The organism is Bacillus australimaris, from assembly GCF_001307105.1.
Lineage (GTDB): Bacteria > Bacillota > Bacilli > Bacillales > Bacillaceae > Bacillus > Bacillus australimaris.
The window spans coordinates 153,210-165,489 of the sequence record NZ_LGYN01000026.1 but is presented as its reverse complement, the minus strand read 5'-3'; the positions used below and the strand labels follow the sequence as shown (position 1 = coordinate 165,489).

The following is a 12,280-nucleotide window of genomic DNA, read 5'->3' as shown; positions in this document are numbered from 1 at the left end:
GGTTATGAATGATGTTTAAAAACGTCAAAGAACTCGTGCAGTTAACAGAAGAACGGAATACCTCCATTTCAGAAATTATGATTACGCAAGAAATGGAAGTGACAGGGAAGTCACGTGAAGAAATTTTCTCTCAGATGTACCGCAACCTAGAAGTGATGGAGCAGGCCATTGAAAACGGGCTGAAAGGTGTGAAATCATTATCAGGTTTAACAGGCGGAGATGCAGTTAAACTTCAAGCCTATATCGCATCAGGCAAAACGCTGTCTGGTCATACAATATTAGATGCTGTCAGTAAGGCAGTTGCAACGAATGAAGTCAATGCTGCAATGGGAACCATTTGTGCGACGCCTACAGCAGGCTCAGCAGGTGTTGTGCCTGGAACATTATTTGCAGTAAAAGAAACATTAAAGCCAACAAAGGAACAAATGGTCAGATTCCTATTCACCTCTGGCGCATTTGGTTTTGTTGTGGCCAATAACGCCAGCATCTCTGGTGCAGCAGGCGGCTGTCAGGCGGAGGTAGGCTCAGCATCAGGTATGGCGGCAGCAGCTATTGTTGAAATGGCAGGCGGCACACCGCAGCAATCTGCTGAAGCGATGGCGATTACACTGAAAAATATGCTTGGACTTGTTTGTGATCCAGTAGCGGGGCTTGTCGAGGTGCCATGTGTCAAACGAAACGCAATGGGCGCATCAAATGCTATGATCGCAGCAGACATGGCTCTTGCCGGCATCACAAGCCGTATTCCATGTGATGAAGTCATTGATGCGATGTATAGAATTGGTCAAACGATGCCAACGGCTCTTCGCGAAACTGCACAAGGCGGACTAGCAGCGACACCGACAGCAAGAGAGCTTGAAAAGAAGATTTTCGGAGGTGTGACATCATCTCGTGATACAGAAATTGCAAGATAATATCTCTGTCCTGAAGGGGATTGGGGAAGAAACCGAAAAAACACTCAATGAACTTGGAATCTACACAGTAGCCGATTTACTCGGCTACTTTCCTTACCGATATGACGACTATGAGCTTCGTAACTTAGAAGAAGTAAGGCATGATGAACGTGTCACAGTGGAAGGAAAAGTACATAGTGAGCCCGTTCTCACCTATTATGGAAAAAAACGAAGCAGGCTGACATTCAGGCTGCTTGTCGGGCGTTTTCTCATTACGGCGATTTGCTTCAACCGCCCCTATTTAAAACGAAGCCTTGTTTTAGGTGATACAGTTTCTGTCACAGGGAAATGGGATAAAAACCGTCAATCTATTATGGTTCAGGAATTTAAAAAAGGGACGCACGAGCAAGATGGCAGTATAGAGCCTGTTTATTCTGTGAAAGAAAATGTAACCGTGAAAATGATGAGACGCTTTGTAAAACAAGCCCTGTCACTTTATGTAGACAAAGCCGAAGATCCACTGCCAAAGCAGCTTGTAGCTGCCTATAAACTCATGTCTTACCAGGAAGCATTAAAAATCATTCACCTCCCAGAAACAAGAGACTCGCTCAAGCAAGCAAGACGCCGCTTTGTGTACGAGGAATTTCTCATCTTCCAGCTGAAGATGCAGGCAATTAGAAAAAAAGAACGAGAAAAAACATCAGGGATCCAGCATCCTTTTTCCAAAGAGGCTGTTTTTGAATTTGTTCACAGCCTGCCATTTCCACTGACGAAGGCACAATCAAGAGTACTTGATGAAATCATGTCGGACATGGCGTCCCCTTATTGTATGAACCGGCTGCTCCAAGGTGATGTTGGTTCAGGGAAAACAGCTGTTGCGGCCATAGCGCTTTATGCTGCTCATTTATCTGGCTTTCAAGGTGCATTGATGGTTCCAACAGAAATATTGGCAGAGCAGCATGCCGACTCACTTTATCAGCTTTTCGAAAAATGGGGACTGAATATCGCCCTTTTGACAAGCTCAGTGAAAGGAAAGCGCCGCAGAGAATTGCTTGAACGTTTAAAAGAAGGCGAAATTGACATATTAGTCGGCACTCATGCGCTCATTCAAGACGAAGTCGAATTTAAGCAGCTCGGTCTTGTCATCACAGATGAGCAGCACCGGTTTGGTGTAGAGCAGCGGAAAAAGCTGAGAAGTAAAGGTCAGGACCCGGATGTCTTGTTTATGACTGCCACACCAATCCCGCGAACACTTGCAATCACTGTCTTTGGAGAAATGGACGTATCTGTCATTGATGAATTACCTGCGGGCAGAAAACAAATCGAAACGTATTGGGTTAAGCATGACATGCTTGAGAGGATTCTTGCTTTTGTGGATAAAGAGCTGAGAAAAGGAAGGCAGGCATATATTATTTGTCCGCTTATTGAAGAATCAGACAAGCTGGATGTCCAAAATGCGATCGATGTCCATAGCATGCTGACAGAGGCATACCGCGGGAAGTGGTCGATCGGCTTAATGCACGGAAAGCTTGCGAGTGATGAAAAAGATCAGGTAATGAGAGCCTTTACCGCAAATGAAGTGCAAATTCTCGTTTCAACCACAGTCGTTGAAGTTGGAGTCAACGTGCCGAATGCGACCATTATGGTCATTTATGATGCAGACCGTTTCGGACTGTCTCAGCTTCACCAGCTAAGAGGACGAGTTGGGCGCGGAGAGCATCAATCATTTTGTATCTTAATGGCCGACCCAAAATCAGAAACGGGGAAAGAGCGGATGCGGATCATGTCCGAAACAACCGATGGATTTGAACTGTCTGAAAAGGACCTAGAACTAAGAGGGCCCGGCGATTTCTTCGGTAAAAAACAAAGCGGGATGCCTGAATTTAAGGTGGCAGATATGGTCCATGACTACAGAGCACTGGAAACCGCTAGAAAAGATGCGGCAGACCTTGTACAATCGGACGCTTTTTGGACAGATCCTGAATACAAAGAACTTCGGCAAACGCTGGTAGACAGCGGTGTGCTGGGCGGAGATAAATTAAGCTGATCAAGTGCTGGAGGAATTTTCTTGTCTTTTTGAAACAAGGATTGATTTATCATCTATGAGATTATATACTACTATTAGTACCTAGTCATAAATGTACGGATGGTGTCTGCATATGAAACTAAATAAAAAAGAACGACAAAAGCTTCTCCAGCAAACGATCAGCTCGACTCCATTCATTACTGATGAAGAATTGGCAAGTAAATTCGGTGTCAGCATTCAAACGGTTCGTCTTGATCGTTTAGAGTTGTCTATCCCTGAATTACGCGAAAGAATCAAGCATGTGGCCGAAAAGACATTAGAGGATGAAGTAAAATCACTTCCGCTAGATGAAGTGATTGGAGAAATGATTGATGTAGAACTTGATGACCAAGCGATTTCCATTTTAGAAGTGAGAAAAGAGCATGTGTTCAGCCGAAATCAAATTGCCAGGGGACATCATCTCTTCGCCCAGGCAAATTCGCTGGCAGTTGCCGTCATCGATGATGAACTGGCTTTGACAGCAAAAGCGAATATCAGGTTTACAAGGCAGGTAAAACAAGGCGAAAGAGTCGTCTCAAAAGCCAAAGTAGCCTCACATGATAAAGAAAAAGGAAGAACCGTAGTTGAAGTAAACAGCTATGTCGGTGAGGAAGTTGTCTTCTCAGGTGACTTCGTCATGTATCGCTCAAAACAAAAGTAAAAGGTGGCACGTAATATGAGAATTGCAGTCGATGCAATGGGGGGAGATCATGCCCCTAAAGCCATTATTGACGGTGTGCAAAAAAGCTTAACGGCATTTTCAGATATCGAAATTACACTTGTCGGCGATGAAAACAAAATCAAACCATACATAACAAATAATGACCGCATCACGATTTTAGATGCGAAAGAAGTCATTGAACCGACAGATGAACCAGTGCGTGCAGTTAGACGTAAAAAGGATTCATCAATGGTGAAAATGGCGCAGGAAGTATCCGAGGGACGAGCAGATGCCTGCATCTCAGCAGGAAATACTGGCGCCCTTATGACAGCTGGACTGTTTATCGTAGGCAGAATCGACGGTATTGACAGACCAGCACTAGCTCCAACTTTGCCAACACTGGATGGCAGCGGCTTTTTATTACTAGATGTCGGTGCTAATGTTGATGCTAAGCCAGAACATTTAGTGCAGTATGCGATGATGGGATCCATTTACGCAGAGCGTGTCTTTCCAAAGAGCAATCCGCGTGTTGGACTGCTAAATGTAGGAACAGAAGACAAAAAAGGCAACGATTTAACGAAAAAAACCTTTGAACTATTAAAGGCATCAGATTTGAATTTCGTAGGAAATGTAGAGTCTCGTGACTTATTAGAAGGTGTTGCTGATGTTGTTGTCACAGATGGTTTCACAGGAAATATCGCCCTTAAAACGATTGAAGGTACAGCCCTTTCTGTTTTTAAAATGCTGAAAGAAACCTTAACATCTAGTTTCACAGCAAAAATTGCAGCAGGCATGATGAAGCCGAAATTAATGCAGATGAAATCTAAAATGGATTACTCCGAATATGGCGGTGCCGCTTTATTTGGTTTAAAAGCACCTGTCATTAAAGCGCACGGCTCGTCTGACGAAAATGCCATTTTCCATGCGATTCGTCAGGCACGTGATATCGTAGAAAAAGACGTTTCAGCCATCATACATCAAGAAGTCCAAAAAGAAACGAAGAATGAGTCTTAATGGAGGTAGAGCAACATGACTAAAATTGCATTTTTATTCCCTGGCCAAGGCTCCCAAAAAATTGGCATGGGAAAAGATTTATTTGACCAGGAAGCCGTATCTAAAGCTGTATTTGAAGAAGCAGACAAGACCCTCGGTTTTGACTTATCTTCTATGATTTTTGAAGGAGATGCAGAAGAACTGACGCTCACGTATAACGCGCAGCCAGCTCTTTTAACGACAAGTATCGCCATCTTAAAGAGATTTGAAGAGAGCGGAATCAAAGCAGATTATGCAGCAGGACACAGTCTTGGTGAATACACAGCCCTCGTTGCAGCAGGTGCACTTTCATTTAAAGATGCTGTGTATGCAGTTAGAAAGCGCGGCGAATTAATGAATGAAGCTGTTCCAGCAGGAGAAGGCGCTATGGCAGCGATTCTCGGCTTAGACAAAGCGGCGCTTTTAGAAGTGACAAAGGAAGTGACAGAAAGCGGTCAGCTTGTTGAACTCGCGAACTTAAACTGCCCTGGTCAAATCGTAATCTCTGGTACAGCAAAAGGGGTCGAACTTGCTTCGGAGAAAGCAAAAGAAAAAGGCGCAAAACGCGCAATTGCCCTTGAAGTAAGCGGACCTTTCCATTCTGCACTAATGAAACCAGCCGCTGAAAAATTCACAGATGTTCTGTCAAAGCTAGATATTACGGATGCCAAAACACCAGTCATCTCAAATGTCACAGCAGACATCGTGACATCTCGTGATGACATTGAGACAAAACTCATTGAACAACTGTATTCTCCAGTTCTTTTTGAAGAAAGTGTGGAACGCCTCATTGATTTAGGCGTAACAACATTTATTGAAATTGGTCCTGGCAAGGTGCTTTCAGGTCTTGTGAAAAAGGTCAATCGCCGTTTGACGACGATTTCCGTTTCAGATCAAGAAACCATTGAAGCAGCCATTCAAACATTGAAGGGGGATTCTTGATGCTTACGAATAAAACAGCCGTTGTAACAGGTGCATCACGCGGGATTGGCCGTTCCATTGCGATCGATCTAGCGAAAAGTGGTGCAAATGTTGTCGTGAACTATTCAGGAAACGAAGCAAAAGCAAATGAAGTCGTAGATGAAATCAAAGCACTTGGCCAGCAGGCATTTGCTGTGAAAGCTGATGTTTCAAATGCCGAAGAAGTACAAGCAATGATCAAACAAGCCATTGATACCTTTGGTTCAATTGACATTCTTGTGAATAATGCAGGGATCACAAAGGACAATCTGCTCATGAGAATGAAAGAGAATGAATGGGATGATGTCATTAACATAAACTTAAAAGGTGTCTTTAACTGTACAAAGGCCGTGACACGTCAAATGATGAAGCAGAGAAGCGGAAGAATCATCAATTTGGCTTCAGTGGTTGGTGTATGTGGAAACCCTGGACAAGCAAACTACGTTGCAGCAAAAGCGGGCGTCATCGGATTAACGAAAACAACAGCAAAAGAGCTGGCAACCCGCCATATTACAGTCAATGCTGTAGCACCAGGCTTTATTTCAACAGATATGACAGACAAGCTTGATGACAATGTACAGACTGAAATGCTTAAACAAATCCCGCTCGCACGCTTTGGTGCACCTGAAGATATTAGCAACGTTGTTGTCTTTTTAGCTTCAGAAGGAGCAGGTTATATTACAGGCCAAACCATCCAAGTAGATGGCGGAATGGTCATGTCCTAAGAAATATCAAAATTTCATTAGGTTTTCTCTAGTTTTTTAAAAACGAATCAACTATAATACTTTGAGGGGAGGTGAAAGGCAATGGCAGACGTATTAGAGCGTGTAACAAAAATTATTGTAGACCGCCTTGGCGTTGATGAGGCTGACGTGAAAATGGAAGCTTCATTTAAAGAAGATTTAGGCGCTGATTCCCTTGATGTAGTTGAGCTAGTTATGGAACTTGAAGATGAGTTCGATATGGAAATTTCTGACGAAGATGCTGAAAAAATTGCAACAGTCGGTGACGCTGTGAACTACATAAATAACCAGCAATAAGCATAACAAAGTCCCGTCCTCTTTCATGACGGGACTTTGAAAATTTATGTTAGTTTCAACACATTCAGCTGATCAATTGTCAGCCTTTTTCAGATGCTGGGAGCAATGTTTCCCTGCATGTAGAAAGAGAGACTCCATATAATCAGTATCCTTAAAGGCGATTACGCCTACCTGGAGGTTGCTATGCCAAAACAATATAAAGACAAACAGAAACAGAGCAAAAAACTAGAGCAATTTAGAGAATTCCAGCAGCGCATTTCAGTACACTTCAAAAATGAAAAACTTCTTTATCAAGCCTTTACCCATTCCTCTTATGTGAATGAACACCGAAAAAAGCCATACGAGGACAATGAAAGACTTGAATTTTTAGGAGATGCTGTTTTGGAATTGACCATCTCTCAGTTCTTATTTGCGAAATATCCAGCGATGAGCGAGGGAGATTTAACGAAACTGAGAGCGGCAATCGTCTGTGAACCGTCACTTGTGTCATTGGCACATGAACTGTCATTCGGAGACCTTGTACTTTTAGGAAAGGGCGAAGAAATGACAGGCGGCAGAAAACGCCCAGCACTCTTAGCGGACGTATTCGAGGCATTTATCGGTGCCCTTTACTTAGATCAGGGACTGGAGCCAGTTGAACGATTCCTAGAAGCGTACGTTTATCCGAAGATTAACGACGGAGCGTTCTCGCACGTCATGGACTTTAAAAGCCAGCTGCAAGAATTTGTACAGCGCGATGGAAAAGGTGTGCTGGAATACCGTATCCTGCATGAAAAGGGTCCTGCACATAACCGGGAATTTGAAGCGAATGTATCCCTTCGAGGCGAAGTACTCGGAGTTGGAAATGGACGCTCTAAAAAAGAAGCAGAACAGCACGCTGCACAGGAAGCACTTGCTAAATTGCAGAAACATCATATGAACCAATAAAATCCCCCTCGTCATTCAGGGGGATTTCACTCTGTTTTCCATCATCTTTTTTCACTTCATATGGTAAGATGATAGTACTTTAAATACATAAGGAGGATCACTCTCATGTTCCTCAAACGTTTAGACGTGATAGGATTCAAATCTTTTGCACAGCGAGTGACCGTGGACTTTGTCAAAGGGGTCACAGCTGTCGTTGGACCTAACGGAAGCGGCAAAAGTAATATTACCGATGCCATCCGCTGGGTGCTTGGAGAACAATCAGCGAAAAGCCTTCGCGGAGGAAAAATGGAAGACATCATCTTTGCAGGAAGTGACTCAAGAAAAAGAGTCAACCTAGCAGAGGTGACTTTAACATTAGATAACGAAGATCACTTTTTACCGATCGATTTTCACGAAGTCAGTGTGACAAGAAGGGTTTATCGTTCAGGAGAAAGTGAATTTCTCATAAACAATCAATCTGTCCGCTTAAAGGATATTATTGATCTTTTCATGGATTCAGGCCTTGGAAAAGAAGCTTTTTCAATCATCAGCCAAGGAAAGGTAGAGGAAATTCTATCAAGTAAGGCAGAAGAGAGAAGAAGTATCTTTGAAGAAGCGGCTGGTGTTTTGAAATATAAAACAAGAAAGAAAAAAGCCGAGAATAAACTGTTTGAAACGCAGGACAATTTAAACCGAGTGGAAGATATTCTGCATGAACTAGAAGATCAAGTAGAACCATTAAGAATGCAAGCATCCATTGCAAAGGACTATCTGCAAAAAAAAGAAGAGCTTGAAAATGTCGAAATTGCCCTGACTGTTCATGATATCGAAGCTCTTCATGAAAAATGGACAACACTTGGTGAAGCTGTCGAGCGCTTCAAACAAGATGAAATGAAGCAGTCCACAGATATTCAAGCAAAAGAAGCCAAAATTGAAGAGTCGAGAGACCGCATTCAAGCGCTTGACGAATCAATTAATGACCTGCAAGAAGTTCTTCTTTTCACAAGTGAGGAATTAGAAAAGCTTGAAGGAAAAAAAGAAGTGCTCAAAGAACGGAAAAAAAATGCAGCTGCAAACCAAGGGCAGTTAGAAGAAACACTCGTCCGTTTAACTGAAAAGCAGGCGCTGTTAACTGAAAAGATTGAGCAGCAGAAAATCACGCGGGACAGCCTGCAAAATGAAGTGCAGCAGCTAAAAGATGAAGTGAAAACAAAGCAGCATCAGTTGTCGCTTCATAGTGAAGATGTGGAAGGTCAAATTGAGCAGCTGAAAAGCGATTATTTTGATTTGCTTAATGAACAAGCTTCTATTCGGAATGAACGTACATTACTAGAAGAGCAGCAGCGACAAGCCGCCATGCAGTTAGAACGGCTAACGCAAAATAATCAGAAACATATCGAAGAACGAGTGTCTGTTAAAGAAAAGAAAACAGATGCTGAGCAGCAGCTTTCAGCATTAGAAGAAGACATTCTGGCCCAGGTAAAACGTTTTAGAGAAGCAGAACAAAAGCTTGAACAAATGAAACGACAATACGAGAAAAAAGAAACGGCTCTTTACCAAGCCTATCAATATGTACAGCAGGCAAAATCGAAAAAAGAGATGCTTGAATCCATGCAGGAAGACTTCTCAGGCTTTTTCCAAGGTGTGAAAGAGGTCTTAAAGGCAAAAGAACGATTAGGCGGTATTCATGGTGCTATTGCAGAACTGATTCAAACGGATCAGCAGTATGAAACAGCGATTGAAATTGCGCTAGGTGCAGCAACGCAGCATGTAGTCACGGAAAACGAAGCAGCTGCGAGACAAGCAATTGGCTACTTAAAGCAGCATTCCTTTGGACGTGCGACCTTCCTGCCAATGAATGTGATCAAAGAAAGATCCATTCAGCTTAGAGATGTCCAAACAGCAGAGCAGCATGCTGCATTTATCGGCGTAGCGAGTCACCTCGTTTCCTTTGACGAAACGTATCAAAAGGTCATTCAGAACTTGCTTGGAACGGTGCTGATTGTTAGAGACTTAAAAGGCGCCAATGAACTGGCGAAAATGCTTGGGCATCGTTACCGCATCGTGACCCTTGATGGAGATGTCGTGAATCCCGGCGGTTCAATGACCGGTGGCGGCGTCAAGAAAAAAAACAACTCGCTTCTTTCAAGAAACCGAGAAATCGAAACGTTAACAAAGCAGCTCGTTGAAATGGAAGAGAAAACAACGATCCTTGAAAAAGAAACAAAAGAAACGAAGCAATTGATTGGAGCAAATGAAAACCAATTAAACGAACTGCGTCAGCGCGGCGAAACGCTTCGAGAAAAGCAGCAAGAGCTCAAAGGGAAACTATATGAACTGCAAGTAGCAGAAAAAAATATCAATGCTCATCTTGAACTCTATGATCAAGAAAAAGAAGAATTGCAGCAGCGTTCTACTGAACTTGCGGATAAGGACAAAAAGCAGGTTGAACTTGAAGCTTCTATAGGTGAGAAACTAACGGCTCTTGATGAAGAAATCAATACGCTAACAAAACGAAAGCAGACGCAAAGCTCAACGAAAGAAACCATTTCTACCGAATTAACAGAGCTGAAAATCACGCTTGCAAAAAAAGAGCAGTCCTTAGCGAATGAACAAGAAAAGCTTTCAAGCCTAATGGCTGAATTAGAAGAGGCAGAACAGACACTGATCGAAACAAGAGAAGATCTGTCACTCTTAACAAGTGAAATGTCATCAAGTTCAAGCGGGGCAGAACAGCTGGAAGAAGCGGCGAAAGAGAAGCTGGAAAACAAAAACAAAACGACCACACTTATTTCAGAGCGTCGTAAACAGCGTCTTGCTCTTTCTGAAACATTAGAATTTGCTGAACGTGAACTAAAAGAACAAAAGCGTCTTTACAAACAGCTTACGACAGGCTTAAAAGATGAAGAAATTAAGCTTGGCCGTATGGAAGTCGAGCTCGACAACCTGATCGCTTATTTGAACGAAGAATATGCCCTTTCGTTTGAAGGAGCAAAAGAGATGTATCAGTTGACGTTATCGCCAGATGAAGCAAGAAAACGAGTGAAGCTGATTAAACTAGCCATTGAAGAGCTTGGAACAGTAAACTTAGGCAGCATTGATGAGTATGAACGTGTGAATGAACGCTATCTCTTCTTAACAGAGCAGCGGAATGATCTGACAGAAGCGAAAAATACACTATTCCAAGTCATCGAGGAAATGGATCAAGAGATGACAAAGCGCTTCTCTGAAACATTCTCTCAAATTCGCGCACACTTTGAAACTGTTTTCCAAGCATTATTTGGCGGCGGAAGAGCAGATCTTAAGCTCACAGATCCAACTGATTTACTCAACTCTGGCGTTGAAATTGTTGCACAGCCTCCAGGCAAAAAACTGCAAAATTTAAGCCTGCTTTCAGGCGGAGAGAGAGCATTAACAGCGATCGCTTTACTATTTTCTATCTTAAAAGTCAGACCTGTTCCATTCTGTGTATTAGATGAGGTAGAAGCGGCGCTTGATGAAGCAAATGTTTTCCGTTTTGCGCAATATTTAAAGAAATACAGCGAAGAAACACAGTTCATTGTCATTACACACCGCAAGGGAACAATGGAAGAAGCAGATGTACTCTACGGCGTGACGATGCAGGAGTCAGGCGTTTCCAAGCTTGTATCTGTCAAACTAGAAGAAACGAAAGAGCTTGTCCAGTAATGAAAGGGAGGTTATTGAACAAATGAGCTTTTTTAAGAAATTAAAAGAAAAATTTACGCAGCAAACCGATTCAGTATCAGAAAAGTTTAAAGACGGACTTGAAAAAACGAGAAACTCCTTCCAAGGAAAAGTAAATGAACTGATTTCTCGCTACCGCAAAGTCGACGAAGACTTTTTTGAAGAACTGGAAGAGGTTTTAATCGGCGCTGATGTTGGTTTCACTACTGTGATGGAACTGATTGATGAGCTGAAAAAAGAAGTGAAATTAAGAAACATTCAAGACCCGAGTGAAGTACAAGCGGTGATTTCTGAAAAACTGGTTGAAATCTATAATAGTGGAGAGGAACAAATCTCTGCACTGAATATTGAAGACGGTCGTTTAAATATCATTTTATTTGTAGGTGTCAACGGCGTTGGGAAAACAACGACCATCGGCAAGCTTGCAAACAAGCTGAAAAATGAAGGGAAATCCGTCATTTTAGCAGCTGGTGATACGTTCCGTGCCGGTGCCATTGAGCAGCTTGAAGTTTGGGGAGAGCGTTCAGGTGTCCCTGTCGTCAAACAAACAGCTGGCTCTGATCCAGCAGCGGTGATCTATGATGCTGTTCAATCAGCAAAAGCAAAAAATGCGGATGTCCTCATCTGCGATACAGCTGGAAGACTTCAAAACAAAGTCAACTTGATGAAAGAGCTGGAGAAGGTCAAAAGAGTCATTGAGCGCGAAATTCCAGATGCCCCGCATGAAGTTTTGCTCGCCCTTGATGCAACAACGGGTCAAAACGCGATGGCACAAGCCAAGGAATTTTCTAAAGCGACAAATGTAACAGGGATTGCTTTAACAAAGCTGGACGGTACTGCAAAAGGCGGGATTGTTCTTGCGATTCGAAATGAGCTGAACATCCCCGTGAAGCTTGTCGGTTTAGGTGAAAAGGTGGACGATCTGCAAGAGTTCGATGCAGAATCGTATGTGTATGGATTATTCTCAGACGTAATTGATCAACAAGACTAACAAAAATGCCGGCAAAACTGCTGGCAT

General features: G+C 42.8%; 10 protein-coding genes. All 10 read left to right on the top strand.

Annotated features, from left to right (window positions below):
• The first annotated feature begins 11 nt into the window (after window positions 1-11).
• The 10 genes from sdaAA (at window position 12) to ftsY (ending at window position 12,253) form a co-directional block, all read left to right on the top strand.
• A complete protein-coding gene (sdaAA, locus tag AKG37_RS12500; protein ID WP_060699374.1) occupies window positions 12-914 on the top strand; it encodes an L-serine ammonia-lyase, iron-sulfur-dependent, subunit alpha in 903 nt (300 codons plus the stop codon).
• Window positions 892-2,940, top strand: a complete 2,049-nt coding sequence (gene recG / locus AKG37_RS12495; protein WP_060699106.1) for an ATP-dependent DNA helicase RecG — start codon at window positions 892-894, stop codon at window positions 2,938-2,940. Before sdaAA ends, recG begins: the two co-directional genes overlap by 23 nt.
• A gap of 112 nt (window positions 2,941-3,052) precedes the next feature.
• Window positions 3,053-3,619 (top strand): transcription factor FapR, encoded by a 567-nt coding sequence (fapR, locus tag AKG37_RS12490; RefSeq protein WP_024424199.1) that lies wholly within the window; start codon window positions 3,053-3,055, stop codon window positions 3,617-3,619.
• A 15-nt stretch (window positions 3,620-3,634) separates the two neighbouring features.
• Window positions 3,635-4,633, top strand: a complete 999-nt coding sequence (gene plsX / locus AKG37_RS12485) for a phosphate acyltransferase PlsX (protein WP_060699105.1) — start codon at window positions 3,635-3,637, stop codon at window positions 4,631-4,633.
• 15 nt (window positions 4,634-4,648) lie between these two features.
• Complete coding sequence (gene fabD, locus AKG37_RS12480) at window positions 4,649-5,593, top strand: ACP S-malonyltransferase (RefSeq protein WP_060699104.1); 945 nt, start codon at window positions 4,649-4,651, stop codon at window positions 5,591-5,593.
• Complete coding sequence (gene fabG, locus AKG37_RS12475; protein ID WP_060699103.1) at window positions 5,593-6,336, top strand: 3-oxoacyl-[acyl-carrier-protein] reductase; 744 nt, start codon at window positions 5,593-5,595, stop codon at window positions 6,334-6,336. Before fabD ends, fabG begins: the two co-directional genes overlap by 1 nt.
• A gap of 81 nt (window positions 6,337-6,417) precedes the next feature.
• Window positions 6,418-6,651, top strand: coding sequence for an acyl carrier protein (acpP, locus tag AKG37_RS12470; protein ID WP_034317822.1), 234 nt, complete (start codon window positions 6,418-6,420; stop codon window positions 6,649-6,651).
• A gap of 183 nt (window positions 6,652-6,834) precedes the next feature.
• Window positions 6,835-7,578, top strand: a complete 744-nt coding sequence (rnc, locus tag AKG37_RS12465; RefSeq protein ID WP_060699102.1) for a ribonuclease III — start codon at window positions 6,835-6,837, stop codon at window positions 7,576-7,578.
• Between the two features lie 105 nt (window positions 7,579-7,683).
• Window positions 7,684-11,244 (top strand): chromosome segregation protein SMC, encoded by a 3,561-nt coding sequence (gene smc, locus AKG37_RS12460; RefSeq protein ID WP_060699101.1) that lies wholly within the window; start codon window positions 7,684-7,686, stop codon window positions 11,242-11,244.
• Between the two features lie 22 nt (window positions 11,245-11,266).
• Window positions 11,267-12,253 carry a signal recognition particle-docking protein FtsY gene (gene ftsY, locus AKG37_RS12455; RefSeq protein WP_060699100.1) on the top strand — a complete coding sequence of 329 codons (987 nt, stop codon included), beginning with the start codon at window positions 11,267-11,269 and terminating at the stop codon, window positions 12,251-12,253.
• Window positions 12,254-12,280: the final 27 nt, after the last annotated feature.

Coding starts and splice junctions, on each gene's coding strand:
- sdaAA (WP_060699374.1), top strand. CDS start 12: ATGTTTAAAAACGTCAAAGAACTCGTGCAGTTAACAGAAGAACGGAAT.
- fapR (WP_024424199.1), top strand. CDS start 3,053: ATGAAACTAAATAAAAAAGAACGACAAAAGCTTCTCCAGCAAACGATC.
- plsX (WP_060699105.1), top strand. CDS start 3,635: ATGAGAATTGCAGTCGATGCAATGGGGGGAGATCATGCCCCTAAAGCC.
- fabD (WP_060699104.1), top strand. CDS start 4,649: ATGACTAAAATTGCATTTTTATTCCCTGGCCAAGGCTCCCAAAAAATT.
- fabG (WP_060699103.1), top strand. CDS start 5,593: ATGCTTACGAATAAAACAGCCGTTGTAACAGGTGCATCACGCGGGATT.
- acpP (WP_034317822.1), top strand. CDS start 6,418: ATGGCAGACGTATTAGAGCGTGTAACAAAAATTATTGTAGACCGCCTT.
- rnc (WP_060699102.1), top strand. CDS start 6,835: ATGCCAAAACAATATAAAGACAAACAGAAACAGAGCAAAAAACTAGAG.
- smc (WP_060699101.1), top strand. CDS start 7,684: ATGTTCCTCAAACGTTTAGACGTGATAGGATTCAAATCTTTTGCACAG.
- ftsY (WP_060699100.1), top strand. CDS start 11,267: ATGAGCTTTTTTAAGAAATTAAAAGAAAAATTTACGCAGCAAACCGAT.